20 protein-coding genes and 1 pseudogene are annotated in these 24,236 nt (G+C 59.6%); 10 read left to right on the top strand and 11 right to left on the bottom strand.

Annotated features, from left to right (window positions below; all coding sequences use genetic code 11):
- Positions 1-118: 118 nt before the first annotated feature.
- The 3 genes from hbdH (at position 119) to B195_RS09815 (ending at position 3,298) form a co-directional block, all read left to right on the top strand.
- Positions 119-889: a 3-hydroxybutyrate dehydrogenase gene (gene hbdH / locus B195_RS09825; protein WP_003445036.1), complete on the top strand. Its 771-nt coding sequence runs from the start codon at positions 119-121 to the stop codon at positions 887-889.
- 147 nt (positions 890-1,036) lie between these two features.
- On the top strand, positions 1,037-2,143 hold the full coding sequence (locus tag B195_RS09820; RefSeq protein ID WP_003445038.1) for an enoyl-CoA hydratase/isomerase family protein: 1,107 nt from the start codon (positions 1,037-1,039) through the stop codon (positions 2,141-2,143).
- Between the two features lie 3 nt (positions 2,144-2,146).
- On the top strand, positions 2,147-3,298 hold the full coding sequence (locus tag B195_RS09815; RefSeq protein WP_003445040.1) for an acyl-CoA dehydrogenase family protein: 1,152 nt from the start codon (positions 2,147-2,149) through the stop codon (positions 3,296-3,298).
- A gap of 737 nt (positions 3,299-4,035) precedes the next feature.
- On the opposite strand, the gene B195_RS09810 is transcribed toward B195_RS09815, so the two are convergent.
- From B195_RS09810 to selD, 7 genes are all read right to left on the bottom strand, one after another.
- Positions 4,036-4,809 (bottom strand): enoyl-CoA hydratase, encoded by a 774-nt coding sequence (locus B195_RS09810; RefSeq protein WP_003445046.1) that lies wholly within the window; start codon positions 4,807-4,809, stop codon positions 4,036-4,038.
- A 16-nt stretch (positions 4,810-4,825) separates the two neighbouring features.
- Positions 4,826-5,953 carry an acyl-CoA dehydrogenase gene (locus B195_RS09805; RefSeq protein WP_003445047.1) on the bottom strand — a complete coding sequence of 376 codons (1,128 nt, stop codon included), beginning with the start codon at positions 5,951-5,953 and terminating at the stop codon, positions 4,826-4,828.
- A 9-nt stretch (positions 5,954-5,962) separates the two neighbouring features.
- A complete protein-coding gene (locus B195_RS09800; RefSeq protein ID WP_003445048.1) occupies positions 5,963-7,156 on the bottom strand; it encodes an acetyl-CoA C-acyltransferase in 1,194 nt (397 codons plus the stop codon).
- Positions 7,157-7,166: 10 nt separating this feature from the next.
- Complete coding sequence (locus B195_RS09795; protein WP_003445049.1) at positions 7,167-7,934, bottom strand: SDR family NAD(P)-dependent oxidoreductase; 768 nt, start codon at positions 7,932-7,934, stop codon at positions 7,167-7,169.
- A 27-nt stretch (positions 7,935-7,961) separates the two neighbouring features.
- Positions 7,962-9,626 (bottom strand): AMP-binding protein, encoded by a 1,665-nt coding sequence (locus B195_RS09790; protein WP_003445050.1) that lies wholly within the window; start codon positions 9,624-9,626, stop codon positions 7,962-7,964.
- 129 nt (positions 9,627-9,755) lie between these two features.
- Positions 9,756-10,841, bottom strand: a complete 1,086-nt coding sequence (mnmH, locus tag B195_RS09785) for a tRNA 2-selenouridine(34) synthase MnmH (protein WP_003445051.1) — start codon at positions 10,839-10,841, stop codon at positions 9,756-9,758.
- Entirely contained in the window at positions 10,841-11,875 is a 1,035-nt protein-coding gene (gene selD, locus B195_RS09780) for a selenide, water dikinase SelD (protein ID WP_003445053.1), read from the bottom strand. Before selD ends, mnmH begins: the two co-directional genes overlap by 1 nt.
- A gap of 605 nt (positions 11,876-12,480) precedes the next feature.
- Between selD and B195_RS09775 the strand changes: the two genes are divergently transcribed.
- Both B195_RS09775 and mgtE read left to right on the top strand, forming a co-directional pair.
- Positions 12,481-12,810 (top strand): hypothetical protein, encoded by a 330-nt coding sequence (locus B195_RS09775; protein ID WP_003445056.1) that lies wholly within the window; start codon positions 12,481-12,483, stop codon positions 12,808-12,810.
- A gap of 1,165 nt (positions 12,811-13,975) precedes the next feature.
- Positions 13,976-15,361: a magnesium transporter gene (gene mgtE, locus B195_RS09770; protein WP_003445057.1), complete on the top strand. Its 1,386-nt coding sequence runs from the start codon at positions 13,976-13,978 to the stop codon at positions 15,359-15,361.
- Positions 15,362-15,439: 78 nt separating this feature from the next.
- Here mgtE and B195_RS09765 read toward each other — a convergent pair whose 3' ends face one another.
- The 3 genes and pseudogenes from B195_RS09765 to B195_RS09755 form a co-directional block, all read right to left on the bottom strand.
- A complete protein-coding gene (locus tag B195_RS09765; RefSeq protein ID WP_003445058.1) occupies positions 15,440-16,396 on the bottom strand; it encodes an electron transfer flavoprotein subunit alpha/FixB family protein in 957 nt (318 codons plus the stop codon).
- Between the two features lie 2 nt (positions 16,397-16,398).
- Positions 16,399-17,149, bottom strand: a pseudogene (locus tag B195_RS09760) (electron transfer flavoprotein subunit beta/FixA family protein).
- Positions 17,150-17,234: 85 nt separating this feature from the next.
- A complete protein-coding gene (locus tag B195_RS09755) occupies positions 17,235-17,939 on the bottom strand; it encodes a YoaK family protein (RefSeq protein ID WP_029612987.1) in 705 nt (234 codons plus the stop codon).
- A 207-nt stretch (positions 17,940-18,146) separates the two neighbouring features.
- On the opposite strand from B195_RS09755, the gene B195_RS09750 reads away from it, so the two are divergent.
- The 5 genes from B195_RS09750 (at position 18,147) to B195_RS09730 (ending at position 23,079) form a co-directional block, all read left to right on the top strand.
- Positions 18,147-18,821 (top strand): histidine phosphatase family protein, encoded by a 675-nt coding sequence (locus B195_RS09750; RefSeq protein ID WP_003446489.1) that lies wholly within the window; start codon positions 18,147-18,149, stop codon positions 18,819-18,821.
- Between the two features lie 286 nt (positions 18,822-19,107).
- The gene (locus B195_RS09745) at positions 19,108-19,329 is read left to right on the top strand and encodes a YgdI/YgdR family lipoprotein (RefSeq protein ID WP_003446487.1); all 222 of its coding nucleotides are present in this window, start codon (positions 19,108-19,110) and stop codon (positions 19,327-19,329) included.
- A 100-nt stretch (positions 19,330-19,429) separates the two neighbouring features.
- A complete protein-coding gene (locus B195_RS09740) occupies positions 19,430-20,485 on the top strand; it encodes a permease (protein WP_051060451.1) in 1,056 nt (351 codons plus the stop codon).
- A 268-nt stretch (positions 20,486-20,753) separates the two neighbouring features.
- A complete protein-coding gene (locus B195_RS09735; RefSeq protein ID WP_003446483.1) occupies positions 20,754-21,482 on the top strand; it encodes a carbonic anhydrase in 729 nt (242 codons plus the stop codon).
- A gap of 73 nt (positions 21,483-21,555) precedes the next feature.
- Positions 21,556-23,079, top strand: a complete 1,524-nt coding sequence (locus B195_RS09730; protein WP_003446481.1) for a SulP family inorganic anion transporter — start codon at positions 21,556-21,558, stop codon at positions 23,077-23,079.
- A gap of 97 nt (positions 23,080-23,176) precedes the next feature.
- On the opposite strand, the gene B195_RS09725 is transcribed toward B195_RS09730, so the two are convergent.
- Positions 23,177-24,205, bottom strand: coding sequence for an AraC family transcriptional regulator (locus tag B195_RS09725; RefSeq protein ID WP_003446479.1), 1,029 nt, complete (start codon positions 24,203-24,205; stop codon positions 23,177-23,179).
- Positions 24,206-24,236: the final 31 nt, after the last annotated feature.

Raw genomic sequence — 24,236 nt, 5'->3', positions numbered from 1 at the left:
TCCCGGCCCTGCGTGAAAACGGCCCGCCTTTGGCGGGCCGTTTCGTATCCGCGATTGCAAGCCTCGTGCTACGTTTCCTCATTCACGAACCCGTCGTGTCTCACCTGAGGAATTGATCATGAGCCTTAAGGGTAAAACTGCCTTGGTTACCGGTTCCACCAGCGGCATCGGCCTGGGCATCGCACAGAGTCTGGCCAGAGCTGGAGCCGACCTGATACTCAACGGTTTTGGCGACGCCAGCAAAGTCGTTGCCGAGATGGAACAGTTCGGCGGCAAGGTTGGCCATCATCCGGCAGATGTCAGTGATCCCGCACAAATCGCCGACATGCTCAGCTACGCCGAACGTGAATTCGGCGGCATCGACATCCTGGTCAATAACGCCGGCATTCAGCATGTCTGCAGCGTTGAAGAATTCCCGGTGGAGCGCTGGGACTCGATCATCGCCATCAACCTGTCTGCGGTCTTCCACAGCACCCGCCTTGCCTTGCCGGGCATGCGCAAACGTGGCTGGGGTCGCATCGTCAATATTGCCTCGGTGCATGGGCTGGTGGGCTCGGTCGGCAAAGCTGCTTATGTGGCCGCCAAACATGGGGTCATCGGCCTGACCAAAGTCGTGGGCCTTGAAACTGCCACCAGCAACATCACCTGCAACGCAATTTGCCCTGGCTGGGTATTGACCCCGCTGGTCCAGAAGCAGATTGACCAGCGTATCAGCCAGGGTATCGACCCCTACCAGGCGCAGCACGATCTGCTGGCCGAGAAACAACCCTCACTGGAGTTCGTCACCCCGCCGCAACTGGGTGAACTGGTGCTGTTCCTGTGCAGCGAAGCCGGCAGTCAGGTGCGCGGTGCGGCATGGAATGTCGACGGTGGCTGGCTGGCGCAGTAAGCCTGCGCATTGCTGCACACCCGACATGCAAAAATGCACACCAACCCTGCACTTATCAGGGTTGTACAGTGCAAATTTGCACTGTTAGCATCGACTATCGTTCGCCCGCGAACACACCTAATAACAAGACAAAGCAGGGAGTTAGTGATGACTGCTCAGGTTTCATCCTCACCGACACAGGATGTCGAGCCGACTCAAAGCACGGTCCTGGCCCAGGTGCGCAACCAGATTGGCCACCTGACCCTGAACCGCCCCGCCGGCCTCAACGCAATCGACCTGGAAATGGTGCGCAGCCTGCAACATCAGCTCGATGCCTGGGCCCAGGACTCAAGGATCAAGGCAGTCGTGCTGCGCGGAGCAGGCGAAAAAGCCTTCTGTGCCGGCGGCGACATTCGCTCGCTGTATGACAGTTACAAGAGCGGTGGCACCCTGCACAAAACCTTTTTCGAAGAAGAGTACGCCCTCGACCTGACCCTGCATCACTACCCCAAACCGGTGCTCGCGCTGATGGACGGCTACGTTCTGGGTGGCGGCATGGGACTGGCTCAGGGCGCCGACCTGCGGCTGGTGACAGAGCGCAGCCGACTGGCAATGCCCGAAGTTTCGATCGGTTATTTTCCGGACGTGGGCGGCAGTTATTTCCTGACCCGAACCCCGGGCCAGCTGGGCACCTACCTGGGGGTCAGCGGCGTGCACATCCGCGCCGCTGACGCGCTGTATTGCGGCCTTGCCGACTGCTACACCGAAAGTGCCCGACTGCCTGAACTGGATCAAAGCCTCGACACCCTGCAATGGCAGCAAAACCCCCTTGAAGACCTCAAGGCGCTACTGGCCACTTTCGCCGTGCCCAACTTGCCTGAGGCACCGCTGGCCAAATTTCGCCCCTTGATTGATCAGGTTTTCGCCCTCGACAGCGTGCCCGCCATCGTCGCCGCACTGCGCGCGACAACAGCTGCCGAAAGCCGCGAGTGGGCGCTTGAAACCGCCGACCTGCTGCAGACACGCTCGCCTTTAGGCATGGCTGTGACCCTGCAAATGCTGCGCCACGGCCGCGAACTCAAGCTGGAACAATGCTTCGCCCTTGAACTGCATCTTGACCGTCAGTGGTTTGATCGCGGCGACCTGATCGAAGGCGTGCGAGCGCTGATTATCGACAAAGACAAAACCCCGCACTGGAACCCGGCCACCCTCGACGAGCTTGATCCGGCCCATGTCGCCAGCTTCTTCACCCACTTCAAACAGCACGGAGTCTGAGCCATGCAAGACCTCGAACTGACTGAAGAGCAGGTCATGATCCGCGACATGGCTCGCGACTTTGCCCGCCGCGAAATCGCCCCCCATGCCCAGGCCTGGGAAAAGGCCGGCTGGATCGACGACGCACTGGTGTCGAAAATGGGCGAGTTGGGCCTGCTGGGCATGGTGGTGCCCGAAGAGTGGGGCGGTACCTATGTCGATTACGTGGCCTACGCCCTGGCCGTGGAAGAGATTTCCGCCGGCGATGGCGCCACCGGCGCACTGATGAGTATCCATAACTCGGTCGGCTGCGGCCCCATCCTCAAATATGGCAGCCAGGCACAGAAAGAAACCTGGCTGGCGGACCTGGCAAGCGGCCAGGCCATTGGCTGTTTTTGCCTGACCGAACCCCAGGCCGGATCGGAAGCGCACAACCTGCGCACCCGCGCCGAGTTGCGTGACGGTCAGTGGGTGATCAACGGCGCCAAGCAGTTCGTCAGCAATGGCAAGCGCGCCAAGCTGGCGATTGTGTTTGCTGTGACTGATCCGCAGTTGGGCAAAAAAGGCCTTTCGGCATTTCTGGTGCCCACCGACACCCCGGGTTTTATCGTTGACCGCACCGAACACAAAATGGGCATTCGCGCCTCGGACACCTGCGCTGTCACCCTGAGCACCTGTACGGTCCCTGAAGCTAGCTTGCTGGGTGAGCGCGGCAAAGGCCTGGCGATTGCCCTGTCCAACCTTGAAGGCGGCCGCATAGGGATTGCCGCTCAAGCCCTGGGGATCGCCCGTGCCGCTTTTGAGGCGGCGCTGGGGTATGCCCGTGACCGGGTGCAGTTCGACAAAGCGATCATCGAGCACCAGAGTGTGGCCAACATGCTGGCGGACATGCAAACCCGGCTCAATGCAGCACGGTTGCTGATCCTGCATGCGGCCCGACTGCGCAGCGCGGGCAAACCGTGCTTGTCGGAAGCCTCGCAAGCCAAGCTGTTTGCCTCGGAAATAGCTGAGTTTGTGTGTTCCAAAGCCATACAGATCCATGGCGGCTATGGCTACCTTGAAGATTATCCGGTGGAGCGTTACTACCGCGACGCGCGAATCACCCAGATCTATGAAGGATCGAGTGAAATCCAACGCATGGTGATTGCCCGGGAGCTGAAGAACTATCTGATCTGACAACAAACCTGCAGGAGCGAGCTTGCTCGCGAGCCTCTAAAGCTCGCGAGGCAAGCTCGCTCCTACAGAGGGTTGGTGCTTGCCGCGGCGTGCCAGTCAGCCGGATTCACTCAGCGCATGGTGATTGCCCGGGACCTGAAGAAATGTCTGATCTGGCAACAAACCTGTAGGAGCGAGCTTGCTCGCCACGGTGATTGCCCGGGGGCCGAAGAATTATCTGATGTGACCACACCCCCGTCGGAGCGAGTGCCTCGCGAGCCTCTAAAGCTCGCGAGGCAAGCTCGCTCCTACAGAGGATTGGTGCTTACCGCGGCGTGCCAGTCAGCCGGATTCACTCAGCGCATGGTGATTGCCCGAGGGCTGAAGAAATGTCTGATTTGACTACAAATCTGTAGGAGCGAGCTTGCCTCGCGAGCCTCTGGAGCTCGCGAGCAAGCTCGCTCCTACAGAGAATTGGTGCTTGCCGCGGCGTGCCAGTTAGCCGGACTCACTCAGAGCATGGTGATTGCCCGGGGGCTGAAGAACTATCTGATCTGACAACAAATCTGTAGGAGCGAGCTTGCTCGCGAGCCTCTAGAGCTCGCGAGGCAAGCTCGCTCCTACAGAGGGTTGGTGCTTGCCGCGGCGTGCCAGTCAGCCGGATTCACTCAGCGCATGGTGATTGCCCGGGACCTGAAGAAATGTCTGATCTGGCAACAAACCTGTAGGAGCGAGCTTGCTCGCTCTTACAGGGGGGGTTACTGATTTTTGAACTGTGCTGCGCGCTTGCCTACGAATGCGGCCATGCCTTCTTTCTGGTCCTGGGTCGCGAACAAGGAGTGGAATACCCGGCGCTCAAAGCGCACGCCTTCCGTCAAGCTGACTTCAAACGCGCGATTGACGCTTTCCTTGGTCAGCATCAGCACCGGCAACGATTTGCTGGCAATGGTCGCGGCGACTTTCAAGGCTTCTTCCAGCAACTCATCAACCGGTACCACACGGGAGACCAACCCTGAACGCTCGGCTTCTTCAGCGCCCATGAAGCGACCGCTGAGGCACATGTCCATCGCCTTGGCCTTACCCACTGCGCGGGTCAGGCGCTGGGTTCCACCCATACCCGGCAACACCCCGAGATTGATTTCCGGCTGGCCGAACTTGGCGTTATCGCCAGCCAGGATAAAGTCGCACATCATCGCCAGTTCGCAGCCGCCGCCCAAGGCAAAACCAGCCACCGCGGCAATGATCGGCTTGCGCCGGGTAGCCACTCGGTCACTGTCGCAAAACAGGTCTTCCAGATAGATTTGCGGGTAAGTCAGGTCGGCCATTTCCTTGATATCTGCGCCCGCAGCAAAGGATTTTTTCGAACCGGTGATAACGATGCAGCCAATGCTGTTGTCGGCTTCCAGTTGGTCCAGCGCATGGTTCACTTCACTGATCAGTTGCGCATTCAGGGCGTTCAGCGCCTGCGGCCGGTTCAGGGTGATCAGGCCAACATGGTCGTGGATGTCCAGCAGAATGGTTTCGTAGCTCATCGATCAAGTCCTCAATTCAAAGATTGCGCGCAATAACCATGCGCTGGATATCGCTGGTGCCTTCGTAGATCTGGCATACCCGCACATCGCGATAGATCCGCTCCAGCGGGAAGTCGTTCAGGTAGCCATAACCGCCCAGGGTTTGCAACGCCCGGGAACAGACGCGCTCGGCCATTTCCGAGGCGAACAGCTTGGCCTGGGAGGCCTCGACCAGCGCCGATTGCCCGCTGTCCCGCAGGGCAGCGGCGTAGCGCACCATTTGCCGGGCGACGGCGATTTCGGTGGACATGTCGGCCAGGCGAAACGCTACCGCCTGATGCTCAATCAGCGGCTGACCGAACGTCACGCGCTCGCGGGCATAATCACGGGCTGCCTCAAAGGCTGCGCGAGCCATGCCCACCGCCTGTGAGGCAATGCCGATGCGACCGCCTTCCAGGTTGCCCAGGGCAATCTTGTAGCCCTGCCCTTCTTCGCCCAAGCGGTTGGCGAGCGGAATCTTCAGGTCAGTAAACAGGATCTGGCAGGTGTCCGAGGCATGCTGCCCCAGCTTGTCTTCAACCCGCGCCACGCTGTAGCCCGGCGCATCTGTGGGCACGATAAAGGCCGTAATCCCGCGCTTGCCCGCCGCAGGATCGGTGACGGCAAACACTATCACCACGCCGGCATTTTGCCCCGAGGTGATGAACTGCTTGCAGCCATTGAGCACGTAGTAGTCGCCTTCGCGGCGAGCCCGGGTTTTCAGGTCGCTGGCATCTGAGCCGGCTTGTGGCTCGGTCAGGGCAAAGGCCCCCAGCATTGCACCACTGGCCAGCGGGATGAGGAACTCGCGTTTCTGCTGCTCGGTGCCGTACTTGAGGATAGGCACACACCCCACCGAGTTGTGCACGCTCATGATGGTCGAACAGGAACCATCGCCAGCGGCAATTTCTTCAAGGGCCATGGCGTAAGCCTGGTAGCCGGTGTCACAGCCGCCCCACTCTTCGGGCACCAGCATGCCGAAAAAACCCAGCCCGGCCATCTCGTTGATGGCTTCGCGCGGGAAGCGATGCTGCTTGTCCCACTCGGCTGCAAAGGGCTTCAAACGCTCCTGGGCAAACTGCTGCGCCGCGTCGCGAATCTGTAATTGTTCTGAAGTGGCAAGCATACGAGTTCCTTAATCCAGACATTCCACGGCAATTGCCGTGGCTTCACCGCCGCCGATGCAGATCGCTGCTACGCCGCGCTTGAGCTTGTGCTGGCGCAAGGCCGAAATCAGAGTCACCAGAATCCGCGCGCCCGAGGCGCCAATCGGATGGCCCAGGGCACAGGCGCCACCGTAGACATTGACCTTGCTGTGGGGGATAGCCAGCTCGTCCATGGTGACCAGACTGACCACCGCAAAGGCTTCGTTGATTTCGAACAGATCGACTGTATCCAGGGTCCAGCCGGTATTGCTCATCAGCCGCTTGATCGCCCCCACAGGCGCCGTCGGAAATAGCCCGGGCTCATCGGCAAAGGCCGCATGGCCGTGGATGACCGCCAATGGTTTGAGGCCGCGTTTTTGCGCTTGCGAGCTGCGCATCAACACCAGGGCCGCCGCGCCGTCGGAAATCGAACTGGAGTTGGCTGCCGTCACCGTTCCGCCTTCGCGAAAAGCCGGTTTGAGGCTCGGGATTTTTGCCAGATTGGCTTTGGGCGGCTGCTCGTCATCACTGATCAGGTGCTGCTCTTTGCCGACAGTCACCTGCACCGGCACGATCTCGGCGCTGAAGCTGCCGTCCTTGATCGCTTGCTGGGCACGGGTCAGCGAAGCCACGGCAAAGGCGTCCTGGGCTTCACGGGTGAAGCCGTGGGCCTGGGCACAATCTTCGGCAAAAGTGCCCATCAGACGTCCTCGCTCGTAAGCGTCTTCCAGGCCGTCGAGGAACATGTGGTCCAGTACCCGGCCATGCCCCATGCGGTAACCGCTGCGGGCACGGTCGAGCAAATAGGGGGCGTTGGACATGCTTTCCATGCCCCCGGCCACCACCACATCGACACTGCCGGCCAGCAGCCGGTCGTGGGCCAAAATGGCGGCCTCCATACCCGAGCCGCACATCTTGTTGAGGGTGGTGCAGCGCGTCCCCTTGTCCAGCCCTGCCCCCAGGGCGGCTTGTCGGGCAGGGGCCTGACCGAGACCGGCAGACAGTACGCAACCGAACAGCACTTCTTCCACGCCATCGGGTGCTACGCCGGCGCGCTCGACCGCGGCACGTATGGCAGCGGCACCCAGTTGCGGTGCAGTCAGGCCTTTGAAGTCGCCCTGAAAACCACCCATGGGCGTACGCGCCACACTCACAATCACTACCGGATCATTGGCAATTGTCATTTCATACCTCTTATTTGGCGGCCATGCGCAAGGCACCGTCGAGACGGATCACCTCGCCATTGAGCATGCTGTTTTCAATGATGTGCCGCACCAGCGCAGCGTACTCGGCAGGTTTGCCCAGGCGCGCAGGGAACGGCACGCCGGCGGCCAGCGATTCACGCACCTGCGGGGTCATGCCGGCCATCATCGGCGTTTCAAAAATGCCCGGGGCGATGGTCATCACCCGAATCCCGAAACGCGCCAATTCACGCGCCGCAGGCAGGGTCAGACTGGCGATTGCACCTTTGGAAGCGGCATAGGCCGCCTGGCCGATCTGACCGTCAAAGGCGGCAGCCGAGGCAGTATTGATGATCACCCCGCGCTCACCCTCTGCATCGGCAGTGGCTTGCGCAATCGCCTCGGCGGCCAGGCGCAGCATGTTGAAGCTGCCGATCAAGTTGACGTTGATCACCTGGCTGAAGCTTTCAAGGGCATGGGGACCATTTTTGCCGAGGATTTTTTCGCCGCGCACGATCCCCGCGCAATTGACCAGCCCGTTGACGGCGCCGAAGGCCGCTAGCGTGGCCTCAACGGCCGCCTGCGCCGCGCCTTCCTGGCTGATATCCGCTACCGCGCTGCGGGCCTGGCTGCCAAGCCTGGTGGCTTGTGCGGCCACGGCGTCGGCGTTCATGTCCACCAGCATGACCCTGGCGCCGGCCTGGACCAGCATCTCGGCCGTTGCAGCCCCCAGTCCCGAGGCACCGCCGGTGACGATAAAAACCTTGTTCTCGATTTGCATGATATGTCCTGAAATTTTGCCTGACGGTCAAGCCGTGACTTTGGCGCTTGCGGCCAGTTCGGCCTTGGCGATTTCCTGATTGCGCAAAATAAAGCGCTGCAATTTGCCGCTCGGGGTTTTGGGTAATTCGCTGACGAACTCGATTTCGCGGGGATAGGCATGGGCCGACAGACGCTGACGCACATGCAAACGCAGGGCTTCAGCCAGTTGCGCATCGCCCAGGTACTGCGGGCCGAGTACGACAAAGGCTTTGACCAGCTCGGTACGCTCGGGGTCCGGCTTGCCCACCACGGCGGCTTCGATCACTGCGGGATGCTCGATCAGGGCACTTTCAACATCGAAAGGTCCGACCCGATAACCGGAAGTGGTGATCACATCATCGCTGCGTCCGACAAAGCTGATGCTGCCGTCCGGATTCAACTCCACGGTGTCGCCGCTCAAGTAGTAATTGCCGACAAATGCCTTGGTGTTGAAGCCCTGATAGCCGGCGAACCAGCACATCGGCGACTGGCTGCGGTCCACGGCCAGAATCCCCGGCTGGCCCACCGGCAGCTCCTGATGATTGTCATCGAGCACCACAATCCGGTGGCCCGGCGAGGCGAAGCCGGCGGCACCCAGATGCACGGGATGATCCAGGCCGTGGTGATTACACAGCACCATGCCGAGTTCGGTCTGGCCGTAGTGATCGTGAATGGTGACGTTGAGCTCATCGGCGAACCAGCGAATGACTTCCGGGTTCAGCGGTTCACCGGCGCTGCTCACGGCACGCAACTGGCCTTTGACCTTGCTTGAGAACGCACTTCCGGCGGCAATCAGCATGCGGTAAGCCGTGGGCGAACCGGTGAGGTTGGTGATGCCGTACTTGGTGATCACCCGACAGGTGCTTTCAACCGTGAACGGACCATCGTAGAAGGTGATGGGATGGCCCATCGACAGCGGCCCGGCAATTCCGAAATAAATGCCGTAGGCCCAGCCCGGATCGGCCAGGTTCCAGAATGAATCCTCGGGGCGCAAATCCACCGCATCGCGGGTATAGCTCTGGAACGCGACAATTGCCTTGAGCGGAACCAGAAGCGGCTTGGCCGGCCCGGTAGTGCCCGAGGTGAACATCAGCAAAAACGGATCTTCGCCGGTCAGCATCACCGGTTCACAGACCGGCGGGTAGTTGTCCAGCTCGGCCCAGAAACTGAAATCACCGCGAACCAGGCCCTGCCCCTTGGCACCGGCCACAGTGACAATCGGCGGGCAAGCATTGACCTCATCGAGTTTGTAACGGTTAGCCGCATCGGTGACCACCAGCGCCGCCCCCGAACTGTTGATACGGTGCTCGATAGCCTTGGGACCGAACGCGGTAAACAGGGGCTGGTAGATGGCGCCGATACGCCAGGCGGCGAAGGCCACCACCAGCAGCTCGACATTGCGTGGCAGCAAGCCTGCCACTTTGTCGCCGCGCCGGACCCCTTGAGCCAGCAGGAAATTGGCAAAGCGTGCTGCCTGTTCCTGTAACCGGCTGAAGGTGTAGGTCGCGCTGGTGGCATCGCGCCCTTCCCAGAACAACGCAATACGGCCCGGCAGGGCGTGGCGGTCGCAGCATTCGACGCAGGCATTGAGTGCTGCCAGATGACCGTCCAGTGCTCCAGTCACCGTTCGCTGGTAATCAAAGTCAGCCATCGTGGTCAGATAGTCGCGCATCAGCAGAATCCCTCGGTCTTTATTTTTAGGATGGGAACCGTGAAAAATCCTGCTGATGATCGCCTCGGGAGGGCTCTGCAACAATAGTCAAACCGCTCAAGCTGAGTGACTGGTTTGGCCAATGCGCAACTAGCTTCGCAGGTACTCCAGCACGGCCGCCTGATCGCCGGCAAAGACAATGCGCGAACCTTTTTTCTCCCGCTGAAAGCTATACATCGGGTCGTAATATTCGCGCAGCAAAGCCTCGATCCAGACCCGGTGCAGATCAACCGCCCCGCAACTCGCCTGTTCTTTGAGCGCCGCTTGCATCACCGCCTGCAAACGCTGATGACGTTCGCCGCCCAGACGTCGCTGAATATTGGACAGGCTTTCCAGCAAGCGTTGTGAAAACAGGGTGAAGCCGTGCTCACCGTTTTTGGCGGTGAATTCGGCACACAGCTGCACCACGTAGTCACGCAAAATGCGCTCGACGCGGCTGTCCAGACTGTCTTCGAGCCAGACCATCGGCGCGTCTTGCATGCGCTGATAAAGGGCTAACGGCAAGGCACAGCTACCGACCGTGCGGCTTTCATCTTCCAGCACCAAACGTTCGTGGCCCCGGGCGCGCTTTTTCAGCACATCAATGGCCAGACGGTTTTCAAAGTCGATGTTCGAAGGCTGTCCGGTAGCGCGTTTGCCGAAGCTTGAACCCCGGTGATTGGCGTGCCCTTCGAGGTCCAGCGCATTGTCGAGCTGCACCAGCACGTCGGTTTTACCGGTGCCGGTCATGCCGCCAAGTACGGTGAGGTCACACTGTTGCACAGCGTCGTCGACGGTCTGGATCAAGAAGGTACGCAATGCCTTATAGCCGCCGGTAACCCGCGGGTAGTCGATCCCGGCGTCCTGCTTGAGCCATTGCTGGACGATTTGCGAACGCATGCCGCCCCGAAAGCAATACAGGCAGCCATCCGGGTTGGCGCGGGCAAAGTCGGCCCAGGCCTCAAGACGCTCGGCCCTGGTCTGGCCCGACACCAACTGGTGCCCGAGCACCACGGCGGCCTGCTGGCCCTGTTGCTTGTAGCAGGTGCCGACACGCTCCCGCTCGTGGTCGGTCATCAGCGGCAGGTTGACCACGCCGGGGAAGGCGCCCTTGTTGAATTCGATCGGCGCCCGGGTGTCCATCATCGGCCGGTCATTAAGGAACAGCTCGCGGAAGTCGGTTACGTCATGAGCCATCATGACACCTCAACCGCGTACGTCTGTCGCTCTACCAACTGGCCGATCGATTCCAGTTCCAGCCCGTGCTCGCGAGCCATCTCAATGAACGCCTGATTACCCTGCGCAGTGACGGCCACCAACAGTCCGCCACTGGTTTGCGGATCACAGAGCACCAGCTTGTGCAGCTCTTGCAACGGCGCAAGCTTGCTCGCGTAACTGTCAAAATTGCGCAAGGTGCCGCCGGGCACGCAACCCTGTTCAAGGTAGTACTCGACCGAGGCCAGTTTCGGCACTTTGGCGTATTTGATCTGTGCAGTCAGATGACTGCCGTCGGCCATTTCCACCAAATGCCCGAGCAGGCCAAAACCGGTGACATCGGTCATTGCCGTGACCCCTTCGAGCCTGGCGAACTGGCTGCCGATTTTGTTCAGGCTGCACATCCAGTCCCGTGCCACGCCGACGTCTTCAGTGCGCAATTTGCCCTTTTTCTCGGCAGTGGTAAGGATGCCGATGCCCAAGGGTTTGGTCAGGTACAAATGGCAACCTGCGGTGGCTGTGTCGTTGCGTTTCATATGGCGCTTGTTGACCACACCGGTCACCGCCAGACCGAAAATTGGCTCCGGGGTGTCAATCGAGTGGCCGCCCGCCAGAGGAATGCCCGCTTCGTCACAGACCGCACGGCCGCCGCGAATCACTTCACGGGCCACTTCCGGGGGCAACAAATGTACCGGCCAGCCCAAAATCGCAATCGCCATCAACGGATCACCGCCCATCGCGTAGATGTCACTGATGGCATTGGTGGCCGCAATCCGCCCGAAATCATAGGGATCATCAACAATTGGCATGAAGAAATCGGTGGTTGAAACCACACCGCGCTCCTCATCCAGGGCATAAACAGCTGCATCGTCGCGGGACGCATTGCCTACCCAGAGTTTGGGGTCGAGGTTCTGCGCCCCGCTGCCGGCAAGGATCACTTCCAGTACCTGAGGCGAAATCTTGCAGCCACAGCCCGCACCGTGGCTGTACTGGGTCAGGCGAATCGGCTCGCTCATGGGTACCTCTAGTCGTTGTCAAAGCGCCAGATACTAGCAGAGCGGGTACAGGCAGGAGCCGCTATATCAGGCAGCACAGGGTGCAATCATCGCCAGACAGGCCCGCTCCCGGGCAATTCGCCTTGCCCCGGACGATGACCGGCATGCAGAAAACAGACTGCCGAGTCACATATGTAGTGCCTTAAAATAATCACTACATATGTATTGACGACTCACTTTTCCCCCAGCATTATGCAGACGTCTTCCCCACCGGAAGCGCTGGAAAGGGTTGTTGTAAGCATGTTCGACGAGCTGTCGAGCTGTTCCGGGATAGGTACTGCCCACAAGGCAGAATTGATGAAGCTGACCTGGCTTGATCGTCCACGTTCAGGGCGTGAGTTGCTAGCGAAACGTCCTCAAGACGCTTGTGGCTGATGTGTCATGTCACCCTTGCATCCTGGTTCACGCTGCTCTCCCTCGCTGTACGCTGTTTGTGTAGTGCTTGAGATATCCACTACACAGGACTGACTCAAGGCCGGATCTGCTTTAGATAGACACTACGTAGCGCTGCAGGTGCAGTTGCGCGAATCAATTAGACAGATCAACGAGTGGTCAAGGAGTTAGCTATGAACCTGAATAATCAACCGACTGTTAATGAGCTGGCTCGACTCTTCGCCGCCCAGAAAGACACGTTGAACGACCACATCCTGTGGATCAGCGAAGCTGGTGATGTTCGCATCGACCCGGTCGCTGCCTGCAAGGAAGAAACCGCATTCGAGAAGGACCGCCCACAAATGCGCGCCCATCTCAAGATGTACCGCCGTGGCCAGGGCTACGTGGGCAAGAAGGCCGCTGCCGATACCGACTACATGGCGCGCGTACTGCAAACCCTGACCCTGACCTGGGAAAAGGCTCAAACCGAGCCGGTACTGGTCAAAGTTAACAGCTACAGCTGATAACCTTCGGTAATGCAAAACCCGGGTGGAACAGTTTTACACCCGGGCCCAAGGGCTGAGTTCCGTACGGAACTCAGCCCTTCTTGTTTCAAAACATCTGCACAAGCCGGCGATGCACTACCACGCAACTATGACAAATAGATGTACGACTCGAAACCAGCAACAAACTATCAACCCCCCTCATACTGCCTGCTCTACAAAGACCTGAAGTCATATCACTCCAGTGCCGCCTACTTGATAGTTAAACCCGCAACTCGGCTCCAACTTTCTCTCAACCATTAATAACCGGCAGCTTGCCATTCGAATACTGTCTATATGCTGTCTAGATAAGACAGTTATCATCAGAAAAATACACTTACATTTTACCCCATACCCGCCCATCTCCAGCACACGCCTATAACCCGTGCCCTGCAGCCATGAGCGACGGGGGGAATCGGCAAATACACACTCTGCCGCCAACAACTTTCCAATTTACAGTTTTATCTTTTCCTGTTTATTATCTCGGCGCCTTATTAATAGCGGAGACCTTTGTGGGTACTTGTTCGAGCGACAGTGACCGACCAGTTAAAACAATCGGTAAAATCTCAGCGAGATAACGCGCAGCCTTTCTTCTGCCGTTTCTCGCCAAGATCGAGATACGGCTTCTTATAGCGCTGGGCAACCAGACTACGCACTTTTAGCCAACTCCAACTGTTTCCGGTATTACAACTCCGACCGGGTTGCAATGCCGCGGATACTGCGCGCAATTTTCAGCGCCCAGGTCATGCCGATCCCTGCCGCACAGGTTATTGGCCGACAGTACCAGCAAGGCCTTTTTCATCGACTCAGGGTCAGCCTGCGGCGTGTTCGCCCCTGCTTGTCCCCCACTGACCAGTGCTTAGTACGTTCAGCGCATCAGTGAACCATGGAGGTGTCTCATGGACCCCGACCCCGATAGATCAACGCCACCCATAGTCCTTTTTATTTCCAGTCCAATTGTCTGGCTCCATGCCAGAGGCGCGCCTTGATTTCACCCGGGCCCCTCTGCATGGGCAGCCAGCCAGGAGAAAGTCATGCCTTTGAGCTTTTCCTCTGCCTGCCTGAGTAATTTGCAGCGTTCAGCACGCCCACTGATCCGCTCCCATGCACGTCACACCGTCCAGTCCCACACCGCGGGAGAAAAATAATGAACCGCGAAGATCTGCTGTTTGCTGTCCGCACCCTCGCTCGCTCACTTGATGCCAAGGTATTTGCCCAGATCGTCAGCACCACCCCTGCCATCGACGTGATCGATGCACTGGATCATTGCGATACGGTCCAGACCGCCAGCTTGCTCCTGCTTTTGAGCGCCGAACAACGCGCAACGCTTTTTGCTTACTTCCCGGCGGCCCGCCAGGACTTGCTCCTGCAAGCAATGCCGGCAGATGAAGTGGTTGCTCTGTTCGAGCAGCTCCCTTCGGATGACCGGGCCGACATATTCAACCGCTTGAGCAAAGATGCCCGGCAGAAACTGCTGCCGGAACTGACCAAGAGCGAACGTGATGACATCCTTAAGCTGGCAGCCTATCCGGAGGGCACCGTTGGCTCCGCCATGTCCTCCGACTACGCCGCACTGGCTGTTGAAATGAACGTCGAACAAGCCATCGCATCCCTGCGCGCGATGGCTCCGGACAAAGAGACCCTTGATGTGCTTTTCGTGCTCGACACTGAGCGGCGTCTACTGGGTACAGTTGCCCTGCGCGATCTGGTACTGGCCACCCCGGCCACCCGGATCAGTGATTTGATGAAGCACGAACCGGTACTTGCCCAGGCCCAGCAGCCGCTGGAAGCCGCTGTCGAACTCATTCGCCGCTATGACCTGCTGGCACTGCCGGTGATCAATGCAGACAAACGCATGATCGGCATAGTCACCGTCGACGACGCCATGGATATCGAAAAAGAGCAGGATGCTACCCAGCTGGCGCGGTTCGGGGGTACAGCTTCACTGGGCGGGCCTGATCTGGATGTGCGCAACTCGCCTTTCAAGAAAATGTTCGGCGTGCGGGTCTTCTGGCTGGCGATCTTGACCTTCTTCGGCATCATCACCAGCAACTTCGTGGCAGCCCAAGAGGAAATCCTGTCCCAGGCAATCATCCTGGCCGCCTTTATCGCCCCCATTGTCGACATGGGCGGCAATACCGGAAGCCAGTCTGCGACCCTGGTGATCCGCTCCATGGCGCTGGGTGAACTGAAACTGCGCTGGCGTGACGTGTGGTTCATTCTCAAGCGCGAACTGCCAGTGGCGGCTGCACTGGGTATTGCCATCGCGGTTCTGGAAATCGTTCTGGCGCACTTCAGCAAGGGTGTAGGTTTCGACATCCTCATGGTGGTGGGTCTGAGCATGCTGGTGTGCACCACACTGGGCGGAATAATCGGTGCACTGCTGCCCTTCCTGGCCCGCCGGATCGGTACCGACCCGGCCACCCTGAGTTCACCGCTGATCACCTCAGTGATGGACCTGGTGGGTGTATTCATTTACTTCGGATTTGCCTATGCCTTCCTCGGTGACCTGCTGACTCAAACAACCGCCTGAGTTGCGCAACACCCCCGCAGCATCGCGCTTTAGCCCTTTCGGCCCTCCTGATCAGGAGGGCCTTTTACATGGGGTAGTTCAGACCGCAGATTCCAGCTCGGGAACGGCTTCGAACAGGTCCGCAACCAGGCCGTAATCGGCCACCTGGAAGATCGGCGCTTCTTCGTCCTTGTTGATCGCAACGATCACTTTGGAGTCTTTCATACCGGCCAGATGCTGGATCGCGCCGGAGATACCAACTGCGATGTACAGCTGTGGCGCAACGATTTTGCCGGTCTGGCCGACCTGCATGTCGTTCGCTACAAAACCGGCATCAACCGCCGCACGGGAGGCGCCGACACCTGCACCCAGCTTGTCGGCCAGTGCATACAGGTATTTGAAGTTATCGCCGTTCTGCATGCCGCGACCGCCGGAAACGACGATTTTGGCAGCTGTCAGCTCTGGACGATCCGACTTGGCAAGCTCTTCACCAACGAACGAGGAAATGCCTGCATCGTGCACTGCTGCAACCGCTTCAATGGCTGCCGAACCACCCTGGGCAGCAACCGGATCGAAACCGGTGGCACGCACGGTGATCACCTTGACTGGCGCAGTGGACTGCACGGTGGCAATGGCGTTACCGGCATAGATCGGACGGGTGAAGGTGTCAGCGCTTACAACCGAGATGATCTCGGAGATCTGGTCAACGTCCAGCTGCGCAGCAACCCGCGGCAGGATGTTTTTACCGTTGGAAGTAGCGCCAGCCAGGACGTGACTGTAGCCCGCAGCCCCCGCTCCTTGTACAAGAGCGGCCACCAGCGGAGCAAGGTTTTCCGGCAACTGATGGGCGTAAGCCGCGTTGTCAGCCACCAGCACTTTAGCCGCACCGGCAATTTGCGCAGCAGCTTCAGCCACAGCACCAATGCCCTGGCCTGCAACCAGAACGTTGATCTCGCCACCGATTTTTGCGGCAGCGGCCACGGTGTTCAGCGTGGCCGGAGCCAGCGCCTTGCCATCCTTTCCTTCTAAAAAGTCGGCGATTACCAGGATAGTCATCTTTAGATTACCTTCGCTTCGTTTTTCAGTTTCTCGACCAGTTCAGCCACCGACTTGACCTTTGATGCCGGCGCTGCGTGCCGCCGGCGCTTCAACTTTCAGGGTCTTGTTGGTCGAAGCGGTCGAAACGCCCAACGCCTCTGGCGTCAGCACTTCAAGCGGCTTCTTCTTGGCCTTCATGATGTTTGGCAGGGACGCATAACGCGGCTCGTTCAAACGCAGGTCGGTGGTGACGATGGCCGGCAAGCTCAGCGAAACAGTTTGCGCGCCGCCGTCAACTTCACGGGTAACGGCAACCTTGTCGCCCGCCACTTCAACTTTGGAAGCGAAGGTGCCCTGACCGTAGCCGGTCAACGCAGCCAGCATCTGGCCGGTCTGGTTGTTGTCGCTGTCGATGGCCTGTTTGCCCAGGATCACCAGTTGCGGCTGTTCCTTGTCGACCACGGCCTTGAGCAACTTGGCCACGGCCAGCGAGGTCAGGTCTTCGGCAGATTCGACGAGGATGGCGCGATCGGCACCCAGAGCCAGCGCGGTACGCAGCTGTTCCTGAGCCGTGGTCGGGCCGATGGAGACGACGACGATTTCAGTCGCAACGCCTTTCTCTTTCAGGCGTACGGCTTCTTCCACAGCGATTTCGCAGAAGGGGTTCATCGACATCTTGACGTTGGCGAGGTCAACGCCGGAGTTGTCCGCTTTGACGCGAACCTTGACGTTGTAATCGACCACTCGCTTGATACAGGCCAGCACCTTCATTATTTCTCCCCCGATGGCTATTGGTGCCCCAGCTTATCCTGCAGGCACTGACCCGCGTATCGACCATTCGGGTTAGACAAGCCGCCTAGCGCGGCATGTAATCTCGCTGCCAGCGCCGCGGAATCTTCAGCGACACCAGCCCCAGTACGGTGGCAAAACCGGCACTGAACAGCATGGCCCGAAGCCCGAAGTGCGCCTCCAGCAATGCCCCCAGTACAGCTCCCAGCAACATCCCGGTCCAGGGCACCAGTTGCACCCGCCAGCCGCTGTGCCGTTCCCCCAGCATCCAGCGCCCCAGCCCCCGGCCAAAACGCGACAACGCGCCGGTCACATACGTCAGCCCCACCGGCAGGCCGTTAACCTGCTCCACAGCGGCATTGAGCATGCCCATGGCCACAATTGCCGCCAGCAATGCCGGAACCCGGGTATCGAACGGCAACAGCGCCGCCGTGCACAACAGACCGGCAATCACCAGCATCAAGGGTAACGCCCGGCGACCGCTCAAACGCCCCAGCAAAACACCCACGGCGTTGCCCGTAATAAACGCCAGCACGGCAAAGATCAGGCGTAGCGCCATGGACCCATCACCCTCGCCAATCGCCACTGCCATTCGGGTGGTGTTACCACTCATGAACGAGACGAAATCGCCGGTGGCCAGAAAGCCGATGGCATCGGTCATGCCCGCCAGTACCGACAAACTTGCGACCAACCCCAGCCCCACCCGGCCGCGCAAGGCACGCACACGCTGATGAAGGGGGTTGCTGGACCTTCTAAGTGGCACAGGAAGCATCGATCGGGCCCTCAGGCTTAAATTGTAAGAAAATCCCCATATTGCACAGGTATAACCGAACCAATATCGAAAAAGGCGTCTAATAGACACTTTGACTCAAGGAGGAGAATCATAGGACGTTTACACACGACAGGGATCAACGCCCGAGAACCCCCACTCGCCGCGTCCAGGCAGGTCAGCCTTAATGGACCTAACCAGAAGAGCCCCATGACCAAAGCTGTTTGGAACACCCCCCGACTCAAGCCTTATCTGCTCGGCGTCATCCCCGCGCTACTCGTCGCCGGTGCGATCACGCTGGCAGTGCATGCCGATAAAGTTTTTGCCCAACCCATAGACGGTGTGCAGACACTGGTTTTCATGCGCCATGCGGAAAAACCTGCCGACGGTCTTGGGCAACTCAATTGCCAGGGACTGAACCGTGCCATAGATTTGGCGACCCTGCTGCCACAACGCTATGGCAAGGCCGATTACGTATTTGCCGCCGACCCTTCGCGCCAGGTTGAAGAAGGCGCCGACGATGACGCCTACAGTTATGTCCGGCCGCTGATGACCATCAATCCCAGCGCCATCAAACTGGGTTTGCCGATCAACCTGGAGTACTCGGCCAACGATACCCGGGCCCTGGCCAACGAGTTGACTGACGACAAGTATCACAATGCAACCATCTACACCGCATGGTCCCATGGCTATCTGCCCGAGTTGATCAACGGCGTCGCCAGCAAAGCCCTGGGCAAAAAGACCACACTGACTGACGACTGGTCCGGCGGTGACTTTGATTCCCTGTATGTGCTGACCCTGACCTGGAAAGACGGCAAGGCCAGCCTCCTTAGCCGGGTGGACAAGCAGGGCCTGAACAATGGCGCCAAAGGTTGCCCGACCTGACGGGTCAGCTCCTGATCGAGCCCGGGGCCATGCTCGCCGCCGCCCTGCAATCGCTGTAAAACCAGTGACGTACCACAGTTTCTGGCTTTTCCCGGGCCTGCTGGCGTTTAATACGGCCCACGCTGCGGGCCCGGTCGCGATGCACCGGCCGTTTAAAATTTATCTCTGCCCATGACGCACTCCCGACGTAAAAAGCGGTCACATGCGGCAACCACTTTCAACGCTGGCCATTGCATCAGGCCCGGCACGACCAACTGCTTATTTGCGAACGAACCAAGGTACTTGCATGAAGATCAACGTTATCGGTTTGCCTTTACTCCTGGCTGCTGTCTTGGGCCTGGCGGGCTGTGCATCACCTACGGTCGTGACCCTGCAAAACGGCACGCAATACCTGACCAAAGACCAGCCAAAAACCACCGGCAAGGATGGCTTTTACGAATTCGTCGACATTGCCGGCAAGCACATCAAAATCAAGGCCGCTGACGTCGCCACCGTTAAATCGGACTGACCCCCGGTCACTGGCAAGTTGCTCCTGGGCAAGCAGCCACCCCCCGGACTGTGCGCTCAGGTATGATGCCGCGCTATTTCCCAGCGTTCGGTAATTCTTTATGTCCAGTCTCTCCTCACCCAGACCCGCCCGGGGCTGGTCATTCTGGTGGAAGCCTTTGCTGTTCCTGCTGGTCGCGGGGATCGGTCTGTACTACGTCAAATGGTCGCCCTACTACTTCAAGGCGTTTGTCGCCGCCGATAACCACAGCATCGGTGCGTCGATCCTCAACGACAATCAGGGCGAACCCGTTGCCGCTGCACTGGCCTATGCCAAGGTGTATTTCCTGGCGATCTGGAAAGCAGCCGTCCTGGCGGTCATTCTCGGCTCACTGATTCAGGTCCTGATTCCCCGCGACTGGCTACTGCGCCTGTTTGGCAAGGCCGGGCTAGGTTCGACCCTGCGCGGCGGCCTGTTCGCCCTTCCTGGCATGATGTGCACCTGCTGCGCCGCACCTGTGGCCGCCGGCATGCGCCGGCAAAAAGTATCGGTCGGTGCGGCACTGGCATTCTGGATCGCCAACCCGGTCCTCAACCCGGCCACCCTGGTGTTCATGGGCTTTGTACTGGGCTGGGGCTTTACCGCGCTGCGTCTGGTCGCAGGGCTGATACTGGTGATCGGCGTGTCCCTGATTGCGCAGCGCATCTCGCGTCCCGAGAGCATCCCTGAAGCAGCCCTGGATGCCGTATCGGAAGCCAGTGTGATCGATCAGCAGAATTTCTTCAGCCGCTGGGGCCGCACGCTATGGCAACTGTTCTGGAACACCATCCCGGTCTACCTGCTGGCAGTCCTGCTGCTGGGTGCGGCGCGGGTGTGGCTGTTCCCCCATGTGGACGGTGCCATGAGCGACAGCCTGATGTGGCTGGTACCGCTGGCCATTATCGGCACCCTGTTCGTGATCCCGACGGCAGCTGAAATCCCGATTGTGCAAACCATGATGGCTCTGGGCATGGGCACCGCCCCTGCCGTAGCGCTGCTGATGACCTTGCCGAGCGTGAGCCTGCCGTCATTGTTGATGCTGCGCAAAGACTTCGACGCCCGGGTCCTGATCAGCGTGGCGCTGATGACCATGCTGGTGGGCGTGCTCAGCGGTCTGGCGGGGATGTGGTTGCTCTGAACCCTGCACCGGGGGCTGCTATTGCCCCCTACCCTGTAGGAGCGAGCTTGCTCGCGAGCTCTGTGTCATAAAAAGCCTGCTCGCGACCCAGGCACCACGGTCGCCCTCCCCCCTCTCACACCGCCACTGTAGTTGCCTTTTAACATCATCAAACCCTTGTTCTAGAGCGGCCCATTAAGGTTTAGTTAAGTTTCGCGCGCTAGTGTGACCGGCGAGTCACAAATGACTCGCATTAACTATTAACCCGCTCTGCCACAGAGGTTGAATGATGGATAATAAAGTCACACAGTCATCGGCTGCAGCATGTTCCCCTCCCGAAACAGAACATGCCGACGCAGCGCTTCACCTTATTGTCGAAGGTTTTTTACATTTTCATCGGGAGGTCTTTCCGCAACAGAAAGACCTGTTCAAAAAACTGGCCACGGCCCAACGACCAAGGGCAATGTTCATTGCCTGCGCAGATTCACGCATCGTCCCCGAATTAATCACCCAGAGTGCCCCCGGAGATTTGTTTGTGACCCGTAACGTCGGCAATGTCGTGCCACCTTACGGCGAGATGAACGGCGGCGTATCAACGGCCATCGAATACGCCAACCTGGCACTGGGCGTGCAGCACATCATCGTTTGCGGGCACTCCGACTGTGGCGCGATGCGTGCTGTGCTCAACCCCCGCAGCCTGGACAAAATGCCCACGGTCAAAGCCTGGTTGCGCCATGCCGAAGTTGCCAAAACCATGGTCCAGGAGAACTGTGCCTGTGCCAATGAAGCCGAAGGCATGCACGCCCTCACCGAAGAAAACGTGATTGCCCAGTTGCAGCACCTGCGCACTCACCCGTCCGTGGCCTCGCGCATGGCCAACGGACAATTGTTCATCCATGGCTGGGTCTACAACATCGAAACCAGTCAGATCAAAGCCTACGACGCCGAGCGCGGCTGTTTTCTGCCTTTGGACAGCCTGCAAGACATCCCTTGCGCGACCCCCAGAGCGCGCTTCTGACCCCTCCTTGCCACCGCATTACACAGTTCAGACAAGCCTGGATGCGCCTCAATAAACCTCAGGGAGAATCATCATGCGTGCTGCACAATTAAAAGCTGTACTGCCACGGGAGCTGCTGGCCTCGGTGGTGGTGTTTCTGGTCGCCCTGCCCTTGTGCATGGGCATTGCCATCGCCTCCGGGATGCCGCCGGCCAAAGGCCTGATCACCGGGATCATCGGTGGCCTGGTCGTCGGCTGGTTGGCCGGCTCACCGCTGCAAGTCAGTGGTCCGGCCGCCGGGTTGGCAGTCCTGGTCTTCGAGTTGGTGCGCCAGCACGGCATGGCCATGCTGGGGCCGATCCTGCTACTGGCCGGCTTTCTGCAACTGGTGGCCGGGCGTCTGCGCCTGGGATGCTGGTTCCGCGTTACGGCCCCGGCCGTGGTCTACGGCATGCTCGCCGGGATCGGGGTACTGATCGTACTGTCACAAGTGCATGTGATGCTCGACGGCGTCCCCCAACCGTCGGGGCTGGACAACCTGACAGGCTTCCCGGCCGCCGTGGCCGAGGCCATTCCCGGTCTTGGCTGGCAAGCCGGCCTGCTTGGCCTGACCACCATGCTGGTGATGTGGGCCTGGGATAAATTACGCCCGCATAAATTGCGTTTTGTCCCCGGCGCCTTGCTGGGCGTGGGCCTGACCACGGGTGCCAGCCTGCTGTTGGCCTTGCAGGTCAAGCGCGTGCAAGTCCCGGAAAACCTGGCAGACGCCATCGACTGGCTACGCCCTGCCGACCTGCTCAACCTGGCCGACCCCAGCCTGCTGGTTGCGGCGTTCGCCGTGGCGTTTATCGCCAGCGCCGAAACCCTGCTCTCGGCGGCAGCCGTTGACCGCATGCACAATGGCCAGCGCTCCGACTTCGATAAAGAACTGTCGGCGCAGGGTGTCGGCAACATGCTGTGTGGCCTGGTCGGAGCCTTGCCGATGACCGGCGTCATAGTGCGCAGTTCGGCCAATGTACAGGCAGGTGCCACGACGCGGCTTTCGGCGATGTTCCATGGCGTCTGGCTTTTGGCTTTTGTATTGCTGCTGTCCAGTGTGCTGCAAAGCATTCCGGTGGCGAGCCTGGCGGGTGTACTGGTCTATACCGGGATCAAGCTGGTGGATCTCAAGGCGTTTCGTGGTCTTGGGCGCTATGGGCGGATGCCGATGTTTACCTACGCGGCAACAGCGCTGGCGATCATCTTCAGCGACTTGCTGACCGGGGTACTGGTGGGCTTTGGTCTGACCCTGGCGAAACTGGCGTGGAAGGCATCGAGGCTCAAGATCAGCCTGATTGAACTGCCCGTGGCGGGTGAAATGGAGTTACGCCTGACCGGCGCGGCAACCTTCCTCAAGGTTCCGGCCTTGACCCAGATACTGTCGCGGGTTCCTGCCGGTAGCAGCGTGCATGTACCGCTCAACAACCTGAGCTATATCGACCACTCGTGCCTGGAACTGTTTGAGGAATGGGGCCGGGCCAATGCGGCCAAGGGGTCCAGACTGATGATCGAACCACGGGGCCTCAAGCGTCGCCTGGAAGGCAGGATACGCACGACTACAGGGCTAGGCTCGGCTTAACGACAACCGCGTCGCCGATCGCAACCTGCGTAGTCGCTGACGAGCTGCGCAAGGCTGCGATCGATCGATTGCACAGCGATCGATTATCCATCCGTGCCTACGCCGTCGGGGACTCCGCCCCCTGCAAAATCAAACTCCGATAATGCCCCGGATTGGTCCCCGACCATTTGCGGAACGCCTTGTAAAACGAGCTGGTTTCGGCAAAGCCCAGGCGCAGCGCAATATCGGCGAAGCTCAGTTGCGGCTCTGCCAGCCAGCCAATAGCCAGCTCCTTGCGCACACTGTCCTTTATTCCTTGCCAGGTCTGCCCTTCCTCCGCCAGACGCCGACGCAAGGTTGAAGCCGACATGCACAACCGCTGGGCCATGCCCCCGGTTTCCGGCCACTGATGCGCAGGCAATTGCCGCAAATCCTGCTTGATCTGACTGCCCAGACTTTGCGGATCACGGTACTTGACCAGGATATTGGCCGGCGCCTGGGCCAGAAAGCTCTGTAACTCCTCGGGGCTGCGCTTGATCGGGGCTGCCAGACAATCAGCGGCAAAGATCATCCGCGTACGCGGGCGGTCAAAACGCAGGTTGGCGGAGAACATCACTTCATAATCTTCGCAGTAATCAGGCGCCGCGCAGCGCAGCTCGATGGCCATGATCGGAATCCGTCGGCCCGCCAGCCAGCAGGCAACGCCATGCACGATCATCCAGTAGGTGAAGTAGGTAAAAGCGCGGCCCGACCCGGCGTCAGATTCATGCAAGACAATTTCCGCCAGGCTCTGCTGGCGTACCAGACGCGCAGGCATGCGTTCGAGCATCAACGACAGAAACCCCAGTACCAGCTCCAGCCCCTGGGCCAGGGTGGGCTGGACCATGGCCGCGCGCGACATGAACGCCAGGCTGCCATGCCTGAGCTTGCGCGGGTCCATGCCAAAGAACTCATCATCCAGGCGTCGCGCCAGCAGTCGCCACAGGCGCGCATAAACAACCGCAGGCACCCGGGCCTGCGGCTGACCGAGCAACTGCGGGTCGATCCCGACCTTATGTAGCACTTCGTCCATGGCCTTGCCCGGCGCGCAGCTCTGCAGCAGCGCCTCACGCACCAGATGAATAGAGATGGTGTCTTTGTTCAGCATTGGCCCTGATCCAAGCCCGGTGACCTTCAGA

Source organism: Pseudomonas sp. Lz4W (assembly GCF_000346225.2).
Taxonomy (GTDB): Bacteria; Pseudomonadota; Gammaproteobacteria; order Pseudomonadales; family Pseudomonadaceae; genus Aquipseudomonas; species Aquipseudomonas paraversuta.
This window is presented reverse-complemented; position numbering and strand designations above follow the sequence as displayed.